21 protein-coding genes are annotated in these 20,123 nt (G+C 64.1%); 14 read left to right on the plus strand and 7 right to left on the minus strand.

Going from position 1 to position 20,123, the window contains the following annotated elements; genetic code table 11:
- Positions 1 to 30 precede the first annotated feature (30 nt).
- Complete coding sequence (locus tag HNE04_RS07565; protein WP_172217924.1) at positions 31 to 339, minus strand: PilZ domain-containing protein; 309 nt, start codon at positions 337 to 339, stop codon at positions 31 to 33.
- Between the two features lie 281 nt (positions 340 to 620).
- Here HNE04_RS07565 and HNE04_RS07570 point away from each other — a divergent pair, with 281 nt between their 5' ends.
- Positions 621 to 1,298, plus strand: a complete 678-nt coding sequence (locus HNE04_RS07570) for a response regulator (RefSeq protein WP_172217925.1) — start codon at positions 621 to 623, stop codon at positions 1,296 to 1,298.
- A 12-nt stretch (positions 1,299 to 1,310) separates the two neighbouring features.
- Here the strand turns inward: HNE04_RS07570 and HNE04_RS28285 are convergent, their stop codons facing one another.
- Positions 1,311 to 1,676: a 4-oxalocrotonate tautomerase gene (locus HNE04_RS28285; protein ID WP_328700279.1), complete on the minus strand. Its 366-nt coding sequence runs from the start codon at positions 1,674 to 1,676 to the stop codon at positions 1,311 to 1,313.
- On the opposite strand from HNE04_RS28285, the gene HNE04_RS07580 reads away from it, so the two are divergent.
- From HNE04_RS07580 to HNE04_RS07590, 3 genes are all read left to right on the plus strand, one after another.
- Positions 1,633 to 2,457: a ZIP family metal transporter gene (locus HNE04_RS07580; protein ID WP_172217926.1), complete on the plus strand. Its 825-nt coding sequence runs from the start codon at positions 1,633 to 1,635 to the stop codon at positions 2,455 to 2,457. The two genes, HNE04_RS28285 and HNE04_RS07580, sit on opposite strands and share 44 nt — an antisense overlap.
- Positions 2,458 to 2,553: 96 nt before the next feature.
- Positions 2,554 to 3,351 carry a PA2169 family four-helix-bundle protein gene (locus tag HNE04_RS07585; RefSeq protein WP_172217927.1) on the plus strand — a complete coding sequence of 266 codons (798 nt, stop codon included), beginning with the start codon at positions 2,554 to 2,556 and terminating at the stop codon, positions 3,349 to 3,351.
- A 126-nt stretch (positions 3,352 to 3,477) separates the two neighbouring features.
- Positions 3,478 to 5,580, plus strand: coding sequence for a fused MFS/spermidine synthase (locus HNE04_RS07590; RefSeq protein WP_172217928.1), 2,103 nt, complete (start codon positions 3,478 to 3,480; stop codon positions 5,578 to 5,580).
- Between the two features lie 16 nt (positions 5,581 to 5,596).
- Here the strand turns inward: HNE04_RS07590 and HNE04_RS07595 are convergent, their stop codons facing one another.
- The gene (locus HNE04_RS07595) at positions 5,597 to 5,959 is read right to left on the minus strand and encodes a YXWGXW repeat-containing protein (protein ID WP_172217929.1); all 363 of its coding nucleotides are present in this window, start codon (positions 5,957 to 5,959) and stop codon (positions 5,597 to 5,599) included.
- A 238-nt stretch (positions 5,960 to 6,197) separates the two neighbouring features.
- Here HNE04_RS07595 and HNE04_RS07600 point away from each other — a divergent pair, with 238 nt between their 5' ends.
- Complete coding sequence (locus tag HNE04_RS07600; protein ID WP_172217930.1) at positions 6,198 to 6,980, plus strand: DUF4142 domain-containing protein; 783 nt, start codon at positions 6,198 to 6,200, stop codon at positions 6,978 to 6,980.
- Here HNE04_RS07600 and HNE04_RS07605 read toward each other — a convergent pair.
- Both HNE04_RS07605 and HNE04_RS07610 read right to left on the minus strand, forming a co-directional pair.
- The gene (locus HNE04_RS07605; RefSeq protein ID WP_172217931.1) at positions 6,958 to 7,452 is read right to left on the minus strand and encodes a DUF4019 domain-containing protein; all 495 of its coding nucleotides are present in this window, start codon (positions 7,450 to 7,452) and stop codon (positions 6,958 to 6,960) included. The two genes, HNE04_RS07600 and HNE04_RS07605, sit on opposite strands and share 23 nt — an antisense overlap.
- 84 nt (positions 7,453 to 7,536) lie before the next feature.
- Positions 7,537 to 8,427 carry a DUF72 domain-containing protein gene (locus HNE04_RS07610; RefSeq protein WP_328700280.1) on the minus strand — a complete coding sequence of 297 codons (891 nt, stop codon included), beginning with the start codon at positions 8,425 to 8,427 and terminating at the stop codon, positions 7,537 to 7,539.
- 29 nt (positions 8,428 to 8,456) lie between these two features.
- Here HNE04_RS07610 and HNE04_RS07615 point away from each other — a divergent pair, with 29 nt between their 5' ends.
- Positions 8,457 to 10,544 (plus strand): ATP-dependent helicase, encoded by a 2,088-nt coding sequence (locus HNE04_RS07615; RefSeq protein WP_172217933.1) that lies wholly within the window; start codon positions 8,457 to 8,459, stop codon positions 10,542 to 10,544.
- A gap of 38 nt (positions 10,545 to 10,582) precedes the next feature.
- On the opposite strand, the gene HNE04_RS07620 is transcribed toward HNE04_RS07615, so the two are convergent.
- Positions 10,583 to 12,607, minus strand: coding sequence for a C1 family peptidase (locus HNE04_RS07620; RefSeq protein ID WP_172217934.1), 2,025 nt, complete (start codon positions 12,605 to 12,607; stop codon positions 10,583 to 10,585).
- A gap of 107 nt (positions 12,608 to 12,714) precedes the next feature.
- Here HNE04_RS07620 and HNE04_RS07625 point away from each other — a divergent pair, with 107 nt between their 5' ends.
- From HNE04_RS07625 to HNE04_RS07655, 7 genes are all read left to right on the plus strand, one after another.
- Entirely contained in the window at positions 12,715 to 13,305 is a 591-nt protein-coding gene (locus HNE04_RS07625; protein ID WP_172217935.1) for a DUF4142 domain-containing protein, read from the plus strand.
- 132 nt (positions 13,306 to 13,437) lie between these two features.
- The gene (locus HNE04_RS07630) at positions 13,438 to 13,632 is read left to right on the plus strand and encodes a hypothetical protein (RefSeq protein WP_172217936.1); all 195 of its coding nucleotides are present in this window, start codon (positions 13,438 to 13,440) and stop codon (positions 13,630 to 13,632) included.
- Positions 13,633 to 13,716: 84 nt separating this feature from the next.
- The gene (locus HNE04_RS07635; RefSeq protein ID WP_172217937.1) at positions 13,717 to 14,427 is read left to right on the plus strand and encodes a tyrosine-protein phosphatase; all 711 of its coding nucleotides are present in this window, start codon (positions 13,717 to 13,719) and stop codon (positions 14,425 to 14,427) included.
- Positions 14,428 to 14,507: 80 nt separating this feature from the next.
- Positions 14,508 to 15,779 (plus strand): cardiolipin synthase, encoded by a 1,272-nt coding sequence (cls, locus tag HNE04_RS07640; RefSeq protein WP_172217938.1) that lies wholly within the window; start codon positions 14,508 to 14,510, stop codon positions 15,777 to 15,779.
- 128 nt (positions 15,780 to 15,907) lie between these two features.
- Positions 15,908 to 16,744, plus strand: a complete 837-nt coding sequence (locus tag HNE04_RS07645) for an alpha/beta hydrolase (protein WP_172217939.1) — start codon at positions 15,908 to 15,910, stop codon at positions 16,742 to 16,744.
- Between the two features lie 65 nt (positions 16,745 to 16,809).
- Positions 16,810 to 18,150 carry a cation:proton antiporter gene (locus HNE04_RS07650; RefSeq protein WP_172217940.1) on the plus strand — a complete coding sequence of 447 codons (1,341 nt, stop codon included), beginning with the start codon at positions 16,810 to 16,812 and terminating at the stop codon, positions 18,148 to 18,150.
- Between the two features lie 97 nt (positions 18,151 to 18,247).
- Entirely contained in the window at positions 18,248 to 18,460 is a 213-nt protein-coding gene (locus tag HNE04_RS07655) for a hypothetical protein (protein ID WP_172217941.1), read from the plus strand.
- Positions 18,461 to 18,540: 80 nt separating this feature from the next.
- On the opposite strand, the gene HNE04_RS07660 is transcribed toward HNE04_RS07655, so the two are convergent.
- The gene (locus HNE04_RS07660) at positions 18,541 to 18,816 is read right to left on the minus strand and encodes a hypothetical protein (protein ID WP_172217942.1); all 276 of its coding nucleotides are present in this window, start codon (positions 18,814 to 18,816) and stop codon (positions 18,541 to 18,543) included.
- A 47-nt stretch (positions 18,817 to 18,863) separates the two neighbouring features.
- Here HNE04_RS07660 and HNE04_RS07665 point away from each other — a divergent pair, with 47 nt between their 5' ends.
- Entirely contained in the window at positions 18,864 to 20,123 is a 1,260-nt protein-coding gene (locus HNE04_RS07665) for an FAD-dependent oxidoreductase (protein ID WP_328700281.1), read from the plus strand.

A 20,123-nucleotide genomic window follows, 5' to 3' on the forward strand; every position in this document is an offset into this window, starting at 1 on the left:
GGTGCGGCCGGGACAAATGACATAGGTGAGTCAGACACTGTCGGCCCCCGCCTTGCCGTCATTGATGAGCTCCAACCGGGGAGCCATCAGCCGGACAGCAACCCCGGTCCTGCCCGCGCGATATTCGATGCGCACGATTTCGCCAACGGAGGTGAACTTCATGCCCGCCTCGATGAGGTGCATCTCGAAATCGACCAGGCCCCGCATGGGGCGCTCGCCTTCGAATTCGAAGAACAGTCCTGTCGGGCTGATGTCTCGTGTGATGGCGCGGAGCCCATCGCCGAGCTTGATCGGCAGTGCCAGGCGTTCACGGGGTTCAATACGCTGTTCTTCGAACATGCGTATCAGTGTGGTGCGCGGCCCGTCTAGCGTATTGGGTTGTTTCGCCTGATTTTCTAGTCGTGCGGCGGGAGCCGCCGCGGGGTTTGCGTGACGAATGTCCTAGGAGGCCTGTGGCTCTTCCATACGAAACCTTTAGCAATGGGTAGCAAGGTATTGCGTATTACCTGCTTTTATTTGCGCGTTATGAAAATAATTGAAAAAAGTGCTCGACATTTGCGCATGGTCGGGCACAGCTCATTACGATCAGGACCTTCTGTTACTAACTCATGAGGCTCCGCATGCCAGTTGGTCACGCTCACTCTATCAAGGTTCATCTAGTTGCCTTGCCGTTGATACGGTGGGGCTTGGAGCAAATGGTGCGAGGCGCGCATCCGCAGTTCGAGGTGGTGTCCACTGCATCCGTCGTGGCGGAAAGCCTGCCTCTGCTGGAACGACAGCCGGTCGACGTGGTGGTGCTGGATCTCGATGGAGTCGATGGCGTCGAGGCCGTGGCAGACCTTCAGGCACGCGTGCGGGCCAAGCTACTCGTCTTGACCGCCTCGCACGACCTGGCTCTGCTGGATCGGGTGGTGATGGCCGGTGTCCGTGGAGTCGTGAAGAAGTGTGAGCCGCCTCAGATCCTGCTCAAGGCCATCGAGAAAGTGCACGAGGGGGAACTGTGGATCGACCGCGGCGCGGCCGGCCGGATATTCCTGGAGATGGCAAGGCAGAAGGCCGCTCAGAGAAACGACCCGCAGAAGTCAAAGATCGCGACACTCACCAGCCGGGAGCGGCAAACCATCGCGGCCGTGGCCGGAGATGCCTCCGCGCCGGGCAAGGTCATCGCCAGCCGCTTGTGCATCAGCGAGCACACGCTGCGCAATCATCTGACGTCGATCTACAGCAAGCTGGGCCTGTCCAGCCGCCTCGATCTCTACGCGTTCGCCACCAGGCACAGCCTGGACAAGGCGGTCTGATCCGGCTTTCGCCTATTTCTTTTCGGACCAGAGCTCGCCGCCGGTGGCCCAGTCACTGCGCTTGATGTCGTAGAGCAGCACGTCCACCGATTCGGGGCTGCTGCCAAGCGTTTCCACGACTGCTTGCGTGAGCGCCTTCACCAGCTTCTTCTTCTGCTCGGGCGTGCGCCCTTCCATGAGTTCTACGCGCAAGGTCGGCATGTTTTGGCTCCTGTGATGAAGCCGGGATTCTGCCAGCCTTGACACGATTGCTAAGATAAAGCCAGAACCGGCCTCTTGCCGGCAAGAATTTTGAGGGAAAAGGCCGCACCGTCCCGGTGCGCGTCCGCAAGCCATGACTTTGATAGCAATCCTGATCGCGACCTTGGCCGCGGGCATCGGCAGCGTATGGCTGGCCGCCGGCTTGATGCGCCTGGGCTTTCTGGCCCGGCCCGACACCGGCCCCGGGGGCGTCGGCCCGCAGCACCTGCTCAGTCTGGCGGCGGGGGCCTTGCTGGCCACTGCATTCATGCACCTGCTGCCCGAGGCCTTCGAGAGCCAGGCGGGCGCCAAGGAGTTGTTTTCCACCTTGCTGGTGGGCGTGGTGTTCTTCTTCCTATTAGATAAGGCGGAGTTGTGGCACCACGGGCACGAACACCATCATGACGACGAGCACGGCCACAACCACGGCCATGACCATGGCCACCACCACGCCCACGCGCCGGTGCGCTCGGGTGGCTGGGCCGTATTGACCGGCGACAGTGTCCACTGCTTCGGCGACGGGATCCTGATCGCCTCGGCGTTCATGGCGGACATACGCCTGGGGCTGGTGGCGGCGCTGGCAGTGCTGGCGCACGAAGTGCCCCACCACATCGGCGACCTGGCGGTGCTGCGCTTGAGCAGCCGCAACCGCCGCGCGGCCCTGGTCAAGGTATCGCTGGCCGGCGCCGTCACCGCTTTGGGCGGGCTGATCGGCTGGTGGTTGGTGGACCGGCTGCAGGAGTATCTGCCCTACTTCCTGGTAGTGGCCAGCAGCAGCTTTATATATGTGGCGCTCGCCGACCTTATTCCGCAGCTGCAGAAACGCCTGACAGCGCGCGAGACTGCCGCGCAGATTGCGTGGCTCCTGGTCGGCATCGGCCTTGTCACCGTGGTAAGCGGATTGGCGCACTCCCACTGAGTCGTACGAGTCCTACACGGGGGCGAGGCTTTCTCCGGCTTTCATGTCGGCTGCCGGAGGCACCATGTGCCGTGCGCAAAGGCAAGAGGAGCAGCCATGGCCGACGAGAGACCATTGACGCACGCCCCCAGCAATCGCTTGTCCGGCATGCCGGAAAGCGAGATTCAGTATTGGCGGGAGATGCATATCCGCGAGCCCTACTTCGAAGAGGGCCGTCACTTCGAGGATTACAGCCCCGCCTACGAAATCGGATGGACCGGTTATCACGACTATGGCGGTGAATTCGACACCGCGGAATGTGTCATGGCCACGGACTGGACCGTGCGCAAGGGCGTCTCGAGCCTCTCGTGGGAGCAGGCTCGTGCGGCCAGCCGTGCAGCGTGGCAGCGCGCGCACAACGCGCGAGAGTTCACGACGGATGGCAGCGCCACTCCCGAGGATGTGATTGGCGCGCTCAATGAGTTGCTGGAAAACGCGCGCGACGGAGAACTGGGATTTCGCGAGGCAGCCGAGCACACCAAGACACCTGCCTTGAGTGCCTTGTTTGGGCGCCGGGCCCAGGATTGCCGCGAGGCCGCGGCCGAACTGCAGGAACAAATCGAGCGGTTGGGCGGCCAGGTCGAACAAGGCGGCAGCGTGGGCGGTACAGCGCACCGGGTGTGGATTCAACTACGCGGGCTGTTTGGTGGAGCCAGCGACGAGACGATGTTGACGGAATGTGAACGGGGCGAAGACGCCGCGCTCGAGCGATACCGCAAGGCGCTCAAGCAGAACCTGCCGCCCGAGATTCACGCCATGGTGCAGCGCCAGTTCGAGGACGCCCAGCGAAACCACGACATGATCAAGTCGCTGCGCGATCGCGCGCCAACTGTCGAGCTTGAATCCGCGCCCTAGTTAGTTTGTCACCCATTCGGACGGGACAAAAGTCTTCCCGGTCTGGGACCCATCGCCCTTCTTTTCGGACGGCGAGTGCCCAATACTTGTGATGCGAACCGGCATCGCAAAGTCTTGGAGAAACGCATGACGACAAGAACCAACGAATGGGCCTACGCGCGAGTCGCGGGCGCGTTCTCGACCCATATTTTGGCGGTGCATTACGGGCTGACCATTTTCCTGGGCGCCTTCCTGTTGTTTCAGATGCAGCCCATCGTAGGGAAAATGATTCTGCCCTGGTTTGGCGGTTCGGCATCGGTGTGGACCACCTGTATGCTTTTCTTCCAAGTGCTGCTGCTCGCCGGGTATCTGTACTCGCACTGGATCGTGACCTATCTGTCCCATCGTGGACAGGCGATGGTGCATATCGGCCTGCTGCTACTCAGCCTGTTGCTTCTTCCGCTCAGCCTGAACGAAGCGTTCCGGCCCACCGGTGCCGAGGACCCTACGGTTCGCATCCTGCTTCTTCTGACATTCAGCGTTGGCTTGCCTTATTTCGTCTTGTCGACCACGGGGCCTCTGGTCCAGGCATGGTTTGCCAGAGAGCGACCCGACGCAGTTCCCTATCGCCTTTTTGCGCTGTCGAATTTGGGCTCATTGGTTGCTCTTCTTTCCTACCCCGTGGCGGTGGAGCCTCTCATGCCCACGCGTTGGCAAGCCTGGCTGTGGTCACTGCTTTTTCTTGCCTTCATCGTTTCATCGGGCTTGTTGGCTTGGCGTGGCAGCCGCTTGAGCGCAGCGCCTTTACGAGTTGGCCCGCCCAAGACGCAGCTGACCATCAGCACCCGCATGGTCTGGATTGGCCTTGCGGCCTGTCCTTCGATGCTGCTCCTGGCAATCACCAGTCACCTGACCGAGAACATCGCGCCCGTCCCGCTGCTCTGGGTCATTCCCCTGGCCTTATATCTTTTATCGTTCGTCATTTGCTTCGGGCAGCGGCAAATTTATGATCGCAGAATCTTTAGGCCGCTCCTCTTGCTGAGCCTATTTGCCGTGGCGGGCATGCCGTTCCTCGCCGGTCACATTCCGGTGCTCGTCAACCTGTCGATCCACCTGGCCGCATTGTTGGTCGTGTGCATGGTTTGCCATGGTGAACTCGCCATGAAGCAGCCCCATCCGGAGCACCTGACGAGCTACTACCTGCTGCTCGCCACAGGCGGCGCCATGGGCGGGGTTTTCATCGGTGCACTGGCGCCCTATTGGTTCAATGACAAGTACGAGCTGTCGATCGGCTTGATTCTGACGGCATTCGTCGTGTGGTCACTGGCAACCAGCGAAGAGAAACATGTGCAGCGCCACCAAAAAGTGCTGGCCTGGAGCTTTGTAGGCCTGCTGATGGTCAGTCTCGTCGCTATACGCGTGACGCTCCATTGGACAGAACATGAACGTGCAGAACTCGTTGTGAGAAACTTTTACGGAAGGCTCAAAGTCGTCCGCGGCGGAACAGGAGAAGAAGCGATCCGGGTTCTGAAGCACGGCGAAATCGTCCATGGCGGGCAATTCACCACGCCCAAGCGGCAACGCGAGGCCACGGCTTACTTCGTCCCCGAGAGTGGTGTCGGCCGTGCCTTGCTCGCCCTGCAGAACGAAAGGCCCATGAGGGTGGGCATTATCGGTCTTGGCGTGGGGACGCTGCTGACCTACGGCCGGACCGGCGATTATTTCCGCATGTACGAGATTGACCCCCTCGTGGTGGATGTGGCGAGATCCCACTTCAGCTATCTGGACCTGACTGCCGCTCGCTCCGATGTGATCCTGGGGGATGCCCGACTCAGTCTTGAAAAGGAGGAGTCGCAACAATTCGACTTGCTTATCGTGGATGCCTTTACCGGGGATGCGGTGCCAATCCATCTGCTGACGCGGGAGGCATTCCTCAATTATCTGAAGCACCTGAAACCTGGCGGCGCGCTCGCTGTTCACGTCTCCAACAGGTACCTGAATCTCGATCAGGTCGTGAAAGCCGCCGCAGACAGCATTGGTTATGGCGCTTCTCTGGTGCTGCCGAAGAAAACCGATCGTCGAGTCGTCGAGTCGAAGTGGGTTTTGATGAGTGCCGATCCCAGCTTCTTCGACAAGGCTGAAATCAAGGAGGTTGCCAGGCAGATTGCAATAGACCCCGGGGTGCAAGTCTGGCGCGATGACTACAGTTCGCTGCTGAGCGTGCTCAAGTGGAGCAGCGAGAAAAAGTGAGCGCCGGAAGAGGCGCTTAGCGGCGATAAGGATTGCTGGGCGCGCGGTCGCGCCAGTTCGGCACGCCGTCGCCGTCGCGATCACGATCGTAGCGATCCGCGATGCCGTCGTGGTCGCGGTCGCGACGCGACCAGCCGTCGCGATGGGCCCAGCGGTCGCCACCGCCGCGCCAATACTGGCCATGCACCCAGACATGGCGGTTGCCATCCCATTCCCAATGGCCCGGCACCCAAACGGCTTGCGGCGGGGGCGAGTAGTAATAGGCGGGCGGAGGCGCGACGTATACCGAGTCGTGGGCCGAGGCTGGCGTGGCGATCAGCGCTGCACCGCAACCGAGCCCGACGGCAGCGGCGGCCGAGATCCAGATGCTCTTTCCCATAGCAACCTCCTGTGCGTGATTTCATCATTGGCGACGCACGTAAAGCCGTTGTGGTCCGAGTGCTAACAGTGTGTGAAGACCTGCGCGTTCAGTAAGGCTGGGCAGTCCTACACCATGCCTGGGCAGGCCGTCCTACACCGCCACCCGGCGGATTCCGACATGCCTGCTCAGTTCGGCTGCTCAAGATCAAGTACTCGCCTGCGATCAGTCGGAGCGGGCACCTTGCAGGGGAACCCACATGAAATGCGTCAGCGTTAGCGTCGTAGCCGCCGCGTCGGCCATGCTGTGGACCGCCGCAGCCACGGCAGTAACCGAGACCAAGACGGCGCCTCCGCGCCCCGCATTCTTCGCCGCAGCGGCAGCCGTCAACATCAAACCAATGACGCTGGAGCATCGCGAGGAACGGCGATTCCTCAAGGATGCGGCGGCTGCCAGCCGTTTCCAGGGCGACGCCGCGCGCATGGCGCTGAGCAAGTCCAACGACGCCGGCGTGCGCTCCTTCGCCGCTGCGCAGGTCAACCATCAAGCCGCCGCCACGACCACGTTGCAGCACATGCTGCATGTGCGGGGCATGGCGCCGCCGATGCTCGACAATGACCAGAGAAAAACGCTCAACCGGCTGGGCAAGTTGAATGGCAGGAAGTTCGACCGCGAGTTCATGGAAGAGGTGGCCCTGAAGAGCCAGCAGCAGGAGGTCGAGCACTATGAGAAGGCCAGCCAGACGGTGAGGGATCCGGCCCTCAAGGCGTGGATTGACCAAACCCTCCCGACGCTGCGCTACCACCTCGCCACAGCCGAGCGAAGCACGCCGGCCGAGGTCAAATCGGCAAAACCGGTTGCGCCTGCGAAAGCTGTCGCGGCGCAGCCCGTACGTCAGGTGGCGGCGCAGCCCGTTAACAAGGCCACGCAGTCCATGGGCGCGGGGCCGGCGAAGCTGGGCATGCAGCAGCCGGGTGGCACCATGCAACTGGGCGTGACGAAAGCCGTCGCAGCCCGTCCTATCGCGTCGAATAGCCGGTGACGCGCCATTTGCCGTCGCCTTCGCGTACGGTGGTCACCACTTCCTGCAGTTCCTTCTTGTCGAATTTGGACAGGAAGATGACGCTCACATACTCGCCGTCCGGCCGGCCTTCCAGCGTGGTCTTGTAGGACGAGTTGGCCGGGGCGCGCTCAACGAAAGTGCCCAGGGGTTCGCGCACCTTCGGGACGCCGTCCATCCAGGCGGCAAGAGGCACGGAACTGCGGAACATGGCGCTGGATGTTTCCCAGGCCCGGCCCCAGTCGCGGCGGTCGAGCAGCAGCAGCCAGCCGGCAGCTGCAAGTTTCCCGGCATTTTCTTTCTCGGCGTTCGGATTTTCAGCCGAGGGGGCAGATGCGGCGGCGGCCGGCTTGGTGGGCGCTGCGGCCTGCTTGGGTGCCTTCAACTGGGCGCCCGCCGTTGCGGAGAACATGAGGGCTACCAGCGCAGCGGACAGGGAATACGAAAACTTCATCGGGACTCCGAATGCAAAAGGATTGCGAGAAGTCTAGCGTCCCCAAGTTCCCTGTCGGGCAGCTGTACACCTTTTACCTACCGTTTACCTCAGCAGTTGCCTCATCAGCCGGGCATTGACCTGGCCCTGGTCTTCGTAGTTGGTGTTGAAAAGCACGTGGACTTTGCGGGCCTTGCGCGAGACCTTGAGTATTTCGGGCTTGAGCGCGGCCAGTTCTTCGCCGGAATACCAATAATTGAAACGGCTGGAGGACGCCGGGCCTTTGTGATTCCAGGTCTCGTAATTGCGTCCATGCAGGCGAACCAGCGCCAGCTCGGGATGCGTCACTTCCCAGACGTCGGGCACGCTGTTCGCGAAACCTTGGGGGCCGTCCACGATGGTGTGGACCACGCCCAGTTCGCGCTCGAAGGCGACGGTGCTCCCTGCATGGGCGCCATCGAACCAGCTCTGGTTGCGAAATTCCACGGCCAGCAAGAAGCCCTCCATGCGAGCTACGCATTCCTGCACGTGGGCGTGGCCTTCGCGATTGCGCAGCAGCCAGGGCGCGAACTGGAAATGCACGGCACCGAGCTTGCCCGCCTGGCGCAAAGGCTCCAGTGCCTCGCTGAAGCGGCGCCACAACTCGCTGCGGATTTCCGCCGGTACGTCCTTGTAGTAGAGGGCCTTGGGCATGTCGGGCCCGAGCGCCTGCTGGATGTCCTTGTGCAGGACGATGGGCGAAGTCTGGTGGCCGGTGAACAACCGGAAAGCCTTGACGTTGAAAACGAAGTCTGCGGGCGTGCGCTCGGCCCATAACTGCGCATTCGATGGCGTGGGCATGCCGTAGTAACTGGAGTCGACTTCGACGATGGGAAATTGCGTGGCGTAGTAGCGCAGCCGCGCCTCGGCGCTCTTGCATTCCTTGGGATAGAAGCGCCCGCAATCGATCAGGGTCTTGTCCGTCCAGGAGGCGGAACCTACGAGGATGTTGTCCACTGTATTAATATACAGGGGACGGACTTGAAATGCAGTACCCCCAAGCGACGCCACCCACCAACGATCCATTGGCCGAACTCAACGCGCAGCAGCGCGATGCGGCAGCGCACGGCACGGGCGAGGGCGCAGAAGACACCCGCCCTCTGCTTGTCATCGCCGGTGCGGGATCGGGCAAGACCAATACCCTGGCGCACCGCGTCGCCAACCTGATACGCCATGGGGCCGATCCGCAGCGGATGATGCTGCTCACGTTCAGCCGCCGTGCGGCCCAGGAGATGGAGCGGCGCGTCGGCGGTGTGTTGCAGCGCGCACTGGGTTTGCCGCAAACGCAGTCGCTTCCCAACCTGCCGTGGTCGGGCACCTTCCACAGCATCGGGGCGAGGCTGCTGCGCGAGTACGCGGGGCGCATAGGCCTGGAGGAATCCTTCACCATCCACGATCGCGGCGACGCCGAGGACCTGATGGGCATGGTGCGGCATGAGATCGGCCTCTCGGAAACCAAGAACCGCTTTCCCCTGAAGGGTACGTGCCTGGGCATCTACTCGCGCGTGCTCAACACCCGCGATCCGCTGGACAAGGTCCTGCAGGACACCTACCCCTGGTGCAGCCAGTGGGAAAGCGAACTGAAAAAACTTTTCGGCGCCTATGTCGAGGCCAAGCAGCAGCAGAACGTGCTGGACTACGACGACCTGCTCTTGTTCTGGGCCGAGATGATGGCGGAGCCGACGCTGGCGCAGGAAGTGGGAGCGCGGTTCGACCATCTGCTGGTGGACGAATACCAGGACACCAATCGCCTGCAATCGGAAATCATCCTGGCGCTGAAGCCGACCGGACAGGGCGTGACGGTGGTGGGCGACGACGCGCAGAGCATCTACTCGTTTCGCGGCGCCACGGTGCGCAACATTCTCGACTTTCCGGGACAGTTCACCCAGCCGGCTCGCATCGTCACGCTGGAGCGCAATTACCGCAGCACCCAAGCCATTCTCGATGCCAGCAACGCCGTGATCGGCGAAGCGCGCGAGCGCCACGCCAAGAATCTCTGGACCGACAAGGCCTCCAGCCACAGGGCGCAGCTGCTGCTGGTTCCGGACGAGGCCGAACAGGCGCGTTGGGTGGCCGACCAGGTGCTGCGCCACCGGGAGGCGGGCTCCACGCTCAAGAGCCAGGCCGTGCTCTTTCGCACCAGCACGCACAGTGCGGCGCTCGAGCTGGAACTTGCCCGCCGCAACATTCCCTTCGTGAAATTCGGAGGGCTGAAATTCCTGGAGGCGGCGCACGTCAAGGACATGCTCGCGGTCCTGCGCTTTGCGCAGAATCCGCGCGGGCGGATGGCGGGCTTCCGGGTCGCGCAACTCATTCCCGGCATCGGCCAGGCCACGGCCACGCGCTTGCTCGATGCGATGGGCGAAGCGGCAGAGCCTACGCAGACCTTGCAGCAGTTCGAGGCGCCGGCGCAGGCGAAGCAGGAGTGGGCGCAATTCGTGCAGCTTTACTCGCAGTTGCGCAATCCCGATGTGGCCTGGCCCGCCGATCTGGAACTCGCCAAGGCCTGGTACCTGCCGCAGCTGGAGCGCATCCACGACGACGCGCAGGTACGCAAGCTCGATGTCGACCAGCTGGTGCGGCTGGCCGCGGGCTATGCCAGCCGCGAGCGTTTCCTTACCGAGCTGACGCTGGATCCGCCGCAATCCACCAGCGACCAATCGGGCGTGCCGCATCTGGACGAGGACTACCTGATCCTGTCCACCATCCACAGCGCCAAGGGCCAGGAGTGGAAAGCGGTGCACGTGCTCAATGTGGTGGACGGCTGCATTCCCAGCGACATGGCGACCGGCAGTGCGGACGAACTGGAGGAAGAGCGGCGCCTGCTGTATGTCGCCATGACCCGCGCCAAGGAGCACCTGCACCTGATCGTGCCGCACCGCTTCTACGTCACGCAGCAAGGCTGCGGTGGAGACAAGCACATGTACGCCGCCCGAACCCGCTTCATCACCGAAGCCATGGCCGAGAAGTTCGAGCGCATCACCTGGCCGCAAGCGGCGCCGGGCACGGACCCAACCCGTCCCCAGACGCCACTGCTGCAAGTGCGCGCGCGGGCTCGCGCGGCGTGGAAATAAGTATTGTCATTGCGGGCCTGACCCGCAATCCATGGCGGCTAAGCCCGCACAGCCGACTGGCGATCGATCTGTTCGCGCCGGCTGCGCAGTGAGCCGCTGCCGTGGTGGAAGTGCAGATCGGGCGCGGGTGCAGCGACGGGTTGCGCGGCGCCGCTTGCCAGCATGCGCGCCATCGTCGCCTTCACGGTGGCGCCATCGTCATCAAACGCTCCGTGCTCGGTAGAGCGAGAGGCCGTGATCGACCCTTCGGGATTGCTGTTGGGCGAGAACACCAGATCGGCCTGGCCACTGGTGAACAGGGCCGTCAACTCCGCGTCCGCGGCCAGCCATTTCTCCATGCCCAGGATGGGCGTGCCGGGCCCGAAAGCGCTCTGCTCGAACGCCCGCGACACCATGTACAGGAGGGACTTGTTGTAGATTTTCGCGACGTTGTCGTCCTGCTCGGCCTTGTCGTCCAGCGCAAACAGGGCGAAGCGGCCGATGCTGCGCTCGCGCACCGCCGGCAGGTAGGCCTGCTTGAATAGCTCGGTGGTGCACGCCGGCGCCCACAAGGTGCAGGTGTCGAGCCCGATGCCATAGCCCGTCTTGCCCTTCAGGTAGCCCGAGGCGATGGGGCCGGCGGGCGCCGTCAGCAGGCGCACCAGCGGCGCATGAAAGATCGAGCCGGCGCTGTGGCCCACCACGTGCAGCTTGAAGGGCATGCGTTTGAACAGGGCAGCCAGCTGGTCCATGGCCGCCAGCGCGCCCCCGCCGTCCAGCGTGGCGCCGAGCGCGTTTTCCTTCAACTCGTCCCACGAAGCCTTCCCGGTCAGCGAGCGCGCCAGGATCTCCAGGGTGTCGTCCAGCCGGTCGAGCAGGAAGTCCTTGGCGGCGCCCAGCACTCCTTCGGGCCTGCGCCTGCGCATCGCGTCCTGCAGGACGTTGGTGATGGTGGACCAGTAGTCGCTGTTCCAGACGAAGCTGATGGGGTAGATGTGCGCGTCGAGCATGGCGCCGCGGTACTCCGCCAGGCGCTGGATGGCATCGCGCTCGGCCACCAGCCCGCCGTGCGCATAGAGCAGCACGTGCTTCTCCGGCCAATCGGCCATGGCCCGCGGCATGTCGTCGTTGAAGATCTGCTGAAGCTCAACCGGCGAGGTGCCGAAGTCGCCTCCGGGCCGCAGCGCGCCGTCGTTGCCCAGGCTGACCACGTGCGGCCGCAGGTCGCTGTACGAGTAGGCGGCAGAGCGGCCTGCTCCCACTGAATGCGCGATGGCCGCCGACTCGCTCAGCCGCAGCACCACGGGCGCACCCAGCCGCGCCACCCAGACGTCGGTGCCGTTGGCCAGCCAATCGTCGTAGGAGATGCGCGCGAACCCGCCCATGCCCCAACCGGTCCCCCACGAGTTCTGGATCCAGAACCCCTCGCTGTCATAAGCGACGATGGCGAAGGCGTGGCCGCCCGAGAGCGGCGCGGGGTAGGGGATGGCGCCCTTGCTGTCCACCTGCGACCAGCCCTGGTGAACGGTGGCCGAGGCGAACAGCACGCCCACTTCGGCCAGGGCGCTGTGCATGGCCACCAGGTCGCGGTGGTTCACTCGCAGGTATGCGCCCAAAGGCCTGCGCATCGCGTCCGCCGTGCGGGCCTGCGTCAGGCCTTTGGGATCCTTGGGCCCCAGGCCGTACGGCCAGCCGTCTTCCTGGCAGACGCCGTGCTTATGCCACCCCTTCATGGCGCCGCGCGCGCTGGAGCCGCTGTAGTTCTCTCCGGGCCATTCGTCGTACCGGCGCGCCATCTCGTAGAGCATGCGCGCGCTCACTGGGGCGTTGTCGGGAACGACCTTGCGGCGTAAAAGTAAATAGTTGGCGACCGTGGCCAAGCCAAAGCCGGTGCAGGCGCCTTCTTCCCCCTGGTCCAGCAAGGGCACGCGCAACTTGCGCCAGGCGGCCAATGGGATGTGGGTAGGTACCTCGATCAGCGTGGCCTCGAACATGCGGTCGCGGAAATCGAGCGTGTCGCGGCGAACGTTGAGCTTGCGCTCGACCTGTTTGCCGCCGCTGGCGGTGGCGATCGTGCCTGTCATGTGCTTCCTCCCCAAGCTCGGCAATATGCCCCAGAAGGAAACATTTGCCAACAACCGCGAGCACAGCGCAGGGCTAAATTGGTCAGGGCCTAACAAGGGAGAAATGAATGAGCAAGAATCCGGCGGCGCGGGCCGTGTTGCTTTCCAGCCTGGGGCTGGCCGCCGTCCTCGGCGCAGGTTGCGCCGGCTATCCCGGCATGCGGACCGGCATGGGGGCGGGTCCGGGTGCGCCGGCTGTCGTGGCCTCGACCCGCCTGAGCGCGGCCGAGCGCGAGTTCGCGATCAAGGCCGCCACCCAGGGTTTCTATGAAGTCGAAGTCTCCAAGCTGGCGGCGGAACGCGCGGTGAATTCGGGAGTGCGCGCCTACGCCCAGATGATGGTCAACCACCACATCCAGGCCAACAATGAGCTCGTCGCGTTGATGAGCGCCAAGGGCGTGGCCCCGCCCAAGGGCCTTGCCGCGGACAAGAAGACCAAGCTGCACCGCCTGGCCAGCCTGCCGCCTAGCGCGGCCTTCGACAGCGGGTATGTCCGCGTCGTGGGCATAGAGGACCATCGCACGAACATCGCCGTGTTCGAAAGGGCCAAGCGCGAGACCAAGGACCGCGACCTGCTGGCCTGGATCGACAGGACGCTATTCACACTGCGCAACCACCTGGCCGCCGCGCAAAGCTTGGCCGGGACACTGGAGGGATAAAGGGCTGCACAAGGCATGTCCTACAGCGACGCGCAATCACAGCCGACAGAAAGCCCGCGAACCCCTCCTAGAGTCAACCTGTGGCTGGGGCACTCTGCGCCGGCCGCGAATCACTATCCAAGGAGCATCTCTATGGCATCGCGTAATTCCAAGTCCTCGGCCGGCAGCGGTGGCCGTCCGGAAGCCCCCACCAAGGGTGCCAAGGCCAGCATGCAGGCCAATGAAATGAAGAGCGAACGCGCCAAGGGCAACAGCGGCGGCGCCAGCAGCAAGCGCAGCAGCATGGGCGGCGAAAAGAAGTCCAGCGGCAGCAAGAGCAGCAAGTAAGCCTTCGAGGCTCGAACAAGAAAGCCTGGCGCGAAAGCGGCCGGGCTTTTTTGTGGGTTTGCCGGGCTACCTAGAATAGGTCCCATGCCCCCAAATTTCAGCATCGACGGTGCCAGCAACTTCCGCGCCCTGCCGTACGTACGGCAGGGGTCCCTCTACCGCTCCGACCACCTGGGAGCCCTGGACGAAGCGGACGCCCGGCAGATCCAGTCCCTGGGCATCCGCCGCGTTCTCGATTTGCGCGGGGTCGACGAACGTGTCTCCGCCGAGTGCCTCGTCCCCGACGTCACCGTCCACTCCCTGGCCATCGAGCCCACGATCGTCCAGGTCCTGCGTGATCTCATGGCAGCCGGCCACAAGCTCACCGCGGCCGAGGTCGCGGGGCACATGCAGGACACCTATCGCGGCTTCGTGCGCCACAACTCGTACCAGTTTGCCCAACTGTTCCGGCATTTGCTCGAATCGAACGAGCCCACCGTGTTCCATTGCACGGCGGGCAAGGACCGCACGGGCTTCGCGGCGGCGCTGATCCTGCGCAGCCTGGGCGTGGGCGAAGAGGACGTGATGCGGGATTACCTGCTGACCAACGACCGGCTGCGGATGCCGGATGCTTCGCGCTTTGGCCTGGCGCCGGAGGTCGCGGCCGTGCTCTGGCGAGTGCAGCCGGAATTCCTGAAAGCCGCCTTCGAAGCCGTGGACGAGGAGTACGGCGGGCTGGAGGGGTACTTCCGGAAGGGATTGGGACTGGGGGATGCGGAGCGCAAGCGGATGAGGGATTTGTACCTCCCCTTGTAGGCCGATTTCCATTCATGAGCCGCCCGGCCCCACGGCGCGGCCGGGCGAAGTAGCATCGGCAGGCACTAACGCCAAGCCATGTGAAGCACAAGAAGTTGATTCTCGCCACCGTCATTTTCACCATCCTCGTGGTGTTGGTCTTCATCAACTTCAGCGGGCCCGACAGGAAGGTCGAAACGGAGATTCCCCACCTGTACACGGTGGACGACCCGCAGTTCAAGCGCGCGATGGGCCTGATGTTGGGCCCGGCCATCGTGGATGGCAACAAGGCCACCGAGCTCATCAACGGCGACGGCATCTTTCCGTCGATGTTGGAAGCCATTCGCGGCGCCAGGCGAACCATCCTCTTCGAGACCTACATCTACTGGTCGGGCGAGATCGGCGACGCCTTCGCCGAAGCGCTGTCGGAGCGGGCGCGCAGCGGCGTCAAGGTCCACGTGCTGCTGGACTGGGTGGGGAGCGCCAAGATGGACGACGAGCTCCTGGACAAGATGAAGTCGGCTGGCGTCCAGGTGGAGAAATACCACCCTCTGCGCTGGTACAACCTGGGCCGGCTCAACAACCGCACCCACCGCAAGCTGCTCATCGTCGACGGCGCAGTGGGTTTCACCGGGGGCGTCGGCATTGCGCAGATCTGGACGGGCAACGCCCAGGACCCGGATCATTGGCGCGACTCGCATTTCCGCGTCGAAGGGCCGGTGGTGGCGCAGATGCAAAGCGTGATGCTGGACAACTGGAGCAAGACCACCGGCAAGGTGCTGCACGGCAAGGAGTACTTTCCCGAACTCAAGCCCGTGGGCACCGAGAGCGCACAGATGTTCGCCAGCTCGCCCAATGGCGGCAGCGAAAGCATGATGATGATGTACCTGCTGGCCATCACCGCGGCCACCCGCAGCATCGATCTCTCCAGCGCTTACTTCGTTCCGGACGACGTCACGCGCAAGGCGCTGATTTCCGCTGTCCAACGCGGCGTGAAGGTGCGCATCATCACGCCCGGCAAGAACATCGACGCGGAAACGGTGCGGCGCGCATCCCGCGGCTTGTGGGGTGACCTGCTGGAGGCGGGAGTGCAGATGTACGAATACCAGCCCACCATGTATCACTGCAAGGTGATGATCGTAGACGGCCTCATGACCTCGGTGGGCTCCACCAACTTCGATGTGCGCTCGTTCCGCTTGAACGACGAGGCCAACCTGAATATCTACGACGCGGCCTTCGCGGCGCGCCAGAAGCGGGTGTTCGAAGCCGACCTCGCGCAGTCGCGGCGCGTCACCCATGACGCCTGGAAGACGCGCCCCATCACCGAAAAGCTGCACGAGCACACTTTGGCGTTGTTCGGGTCGCTGCTTTAGATTTCTACAAGTCCATGCAGGGTTAACGTTTCGCGACGTTCCTACGTCGTTCGCAGCCGAACTCCTACAAGGTTGAGGTTTGTCGCGGCGCATCCTCACATCACAGTAGTAAAGGAGCTTGCAAAATCATGAAAAGGGGGAACAGCATGGTCTACGCGTTGTTCTCCCTTGGCGTTGCAGCCGCCGTCGCCGCCGTGTACACGGCCGCTATCGGGTATCTGTGGTTCCGGCAGGAACGCCTGCTGTTCGAGCCCACGCCGCTGCCGGCCGACCAGAAGCTGGTGGACGATGCCGACGTGCACGAATTTACCATCGAAGTGCCTGGCGCCAGGCTTTCAGCGGCCCAGTTGCGCATGCCCGATCCGCGCGGCGTGATGTTCTTCCTGCACGGCAATTCGGGCAATCTCACCGATTGCCTGGTGGAGCTGGATGCCTTCCGCGAGGTGAATTTCGACGTGGTCATGTTCGACTACCGCGGCTATGGCAAGAGCACCGGGTGCATCGCCAGCGAAGACCAGCTGCGCGCCGACGTGCGCGCCGTGTGGAAGGAATTTTCCAGCCAGTACGAAGGCAAGCGGGTCGTGATATCGGGCCAGTCGCTGGGGACCGCGCTGGCTGCCGGCCTGGCTGCGGAACTGTGCGCCGCGGGGCACGCCCCCGACCTCACCTTGCTTGTCTCGCCTTACAGCAGCATGCGGGCGCTGGCGGAAGAGCTGTACCCCTGGGTGCCGCGCCAGGTGCTGCGCTATCCGCTGCACACTGCCGAACACGCTGCACTCGTGCAGGGGCCCTTGATGCTGGTGCACGGCGACAAGGACGAGCTGATCGGCATCCATCACAGCCACGCGCTGCGCACAGCCGCACCGGCAGCTCAACTGTTTTGCGTGGAAGGCGCGGGGCACAGCGATGTGCACAAGTTCCCCAGTTTCCGCAAGGCGCTGGCAGGCGCGCTGGGCTGCCTCTGAGTACGCGCGCCCAAGTCGCGGCAAATCCTCACACACGGCGGAGCGCTCCAGCCCAACAATAGGGTATGGAATTCGCCCTCTGGTCGGTCATCGTCGGTTTTCTGCTGGTCCTCATGGCATTGAGCGCCACGGTGTTGGCGCGGCTGCCGCTTTCCACCGCCATGCTGTACCTGATGGTGGGGCTGGCGGTCAGCCCCTGGGGGCTGGACCTGATGAGGGCGGACGTCCGGCAGCACGCCGCGCTGCTCGAGCGGCTGACGGAGGTGATCGTGCTGATCTCGCTGTTCACCGCCGGGCTCAAACTCAGTCCCGGGCTGCGCGACCGGCGTTGGGTGCTGCCGCTGCGGCTCGCCCTGACCTCGATGGTGCTCACGGTGTTGGCTATCGCGGCGGCCGCCTACTTCTTTCTTGGCCTGCCGCTGGGCGCCTGCATCCTGCTGGGCGCCATCCTCGCGCCGACGGACCCGGTGCTGGCGTCGGACGTGCAGGTGAACCGCCCGGGCGACCGCGACCGGCTTCGCTTTGCGCTTACCGGCGAAGGCGGACTCAACGACGGCACGGCGTTTCCGTTCGTGATGCTCGGGCTGGGTCTGCTCGGACTGCATGAAATAGGTGACTTCGGCTGGCGCTGGGTACTCGTGGATGGCCTCTGGGCCACATTTGCCGGCCTGGGTGTCGGCGCGCTGCTCGGCTTGGCCGTGGGGCGGCTGGTGCTTTATCTCCGGCGCCAGCACAAGGAGGCCGTAGGCCTGGACGACTTCCTGGCGATGGGCTTGATAGCGCTCTCTTACGGTGTTGCGCTGCTGTTGCATGCGTACGGGTTCCTGGCGGTGTTCGCGGCCGGCGTGGCTCTGCGTCAGCTGGAGCAATCGGAAGGCTCGGGCAAGGCCAGCCAGCACGCGGTAGAACGAGCCAACATCGATCCCGACCAGAGCGTCGCGGAAGCCGTGGCCGTGGATCCGCAGCACGCACCGGCGTTCATGGCGCAGGCGGTGCTGGGCTTCAACCAGCAGGTGGAGCGCATCGGCGAACTGGCCGTCGTGATCACCATCGGCGCCTTGCTGTGGTCGGTGCGTTGGCACGACGCTGTTTGGTGGTTCGTTCCTTTGCTGTTGCTGCTGATCCGCCCGGCCGCAGTGGGCCTGGGGCTGCTCAGGTCGTCCAGCTCCCGCAACCAGCGCTGGCTGATCGGCTGGTTCGGGATCCGCGGCATCGGCTCGCTGTACTACCTGTTGTACGCCATCAACCACGGCGTGTCCGGCGAGCTTGCCGATCAGCTGACGGCATTGACGCTGTCCGTGGTCGTGACCTCCATCATCGTGCACGGGATTTCCGTGACGCCGCTGATGGCTGCTTACGAGCGGACGGTGAAGCGCCGACCCAGGGAAGCTCCTCCGGTGGACTAGGACGAGGCGGGCGGATGGGCAACCTTTACAGGTGATAACAGCCGCGATTGGGCCCGCTGCTTAGAGTACGTGCTCCCATCTTTCACAGGAGTCCACGATGAACCCGGGCAGCAAATCCCGATCCGGCGGCCGCGAGCCGCGTGACAGTGCCAAGGAAGTCGATACCAAGAACAAGATGACCCCCAACACCGACATGCAGGCCGAGGATGCGGGCACTCAGGAAAGCGGCAACACCGGCCGCGGCACAGCGGCCGAGGGCGCGATGAAACAGACGAGCAAGACGAAAGCCGAGAGCGGGCGCAAACGCTGAGCATGCCCGTTTCCCGTTGTTTGCGTTCGAATTTCTAACAACCTCTCTCTTAGGAGTTTCCTGATGAAGACGTCTCTGACTCAATGCGCCGCCGCAACCCTGGCCGTCGTCGCCGCGCTCTCGCTGAGTGCTTGCGACAAGCGCGAGGGTACGGCCGGTTCCGGCGCCGGTACGGGCTCGAGCAGTTCCTCGAGCACGACCAGCCCGTCCGGCAGCGGCACGGGTTCCGGTTCCGGATCGGGCAGCACGGCCGGCAGTGGCGGTACTTCGGGCAGCACCAGTTCGATGGGGGGCTCGGGCACCGGCGGCGTGACCGGCTCCACCAGCAGCACGACCACTCCGACTCGCTGATGCATACCCGCGCCCTTACCCGCTAGCGCTTCCTTTCGGTTACGCTGGCGCGGTGAGATTCTCGCCGCCGTCTTCCACTCGTTGTTGCATCGCCGGCGGCGGTCCGGCGGGAATGATGCTGGGCCTCCTCCTCGCGCGCGCCGGTGTCGACGTCGCCGTGCTCGAGAAGCACGGGGATTTCCTGCGCGACTTTCGCGGCGACACGGTTCACCCCTCCACGTTGCAGTTGATGCACGAACTGGGGCTGCTCGAATCCTTCCTGCAGCGGCCGCACGACAAGGCGCACGACATTCGCGCGGTCATTGGCGGCACGGAGTCGGTGATCGCCGACTTCTCGCGGCTGCGCACGCGCTGCCGCTTCATAGCGATGGTTCCGCAATGGGAATTTCTCGATTTCCTGCGCGACGAGGCGGCGCTCTACCCGGGCTTTCAGCTCTCCATGGAAACCGAGGCGGTTGGGCTGATCGAGCGGGCAGGCCGGATCACCGGGGTGCGGGCGCGCACGACCACCGGCGAAGTCCTGATCCAGGCCGACCTGGTGATCGGCGCCGACGGCCGCAAATCCGCCGTGCGCGAAGCGGCGGGCTTGCAGGTACGCGACCTGGGCGCGCCCATCGACGTGCTGTGGATGCGCATCATCAAGCTGCGGACCGATCCCTCGGGCAGTGGCGGGCGCATAGGCACGGGGCGCTTCATGGCGATGATCGACCGTGGCACTTATTGGCAGTGCGCCTACGTGATCCACAAGGGCGGCAGCGAGGCCATCCGCGAGCGCGGGCTCGACGCGTTCCGCGCCGACATCGTGGCGCTGGTGCCGCTGTTCGCCGATCGCATCAAGGCCCAGGTGGCCAGTTGGGACGACGTCAAGCTCTTGAGCGTGAGCGTGGACCGTCTGACGCGGTGGTGGCGTCCCGGCCTCTTGTGCATCGGGGACGCAGCCCATGCGATGTCGCCGATCGGTGGCGTGGGGATCAACCTGGCGATCCAGGACGCCGTGGCGGCGGCGAACGTGCTGGCGGAACCGCTTGCGGATGCGCGGGTTTCGGCGGAGAGACTCACGCCGCTGTTGGCCAAAGTGCAGCGGCGCCGCATGCTGCCCACGCGCCTGACGCAGGCAGTACAGGTGGCGGCCCAGAGCCGGTTGATCAATCCGCTGCTGGACAGCACGCAGCCGCCGCAGGTGCCGTGGGTGCTCAAGCTGCTGGACCGCTGGCCGGCGCTGCGCGCCTTGCCGGCGTACGCCGTGGGCGTCGGCGCGCGGCCGGAACATGTGCGTTCACCGGAGCTCACGCGGCCCGCCATGCCGCATTAG

Source organism: Caenimonas soli, from assembly GCF_013155545.1.
Lineage (GTDB): Bacteria > Pseudomonadota > Gammaproteobacteria > Burkholderiales > Burkholderiaceae_C > Ramlibacter > Ramlibacter soli.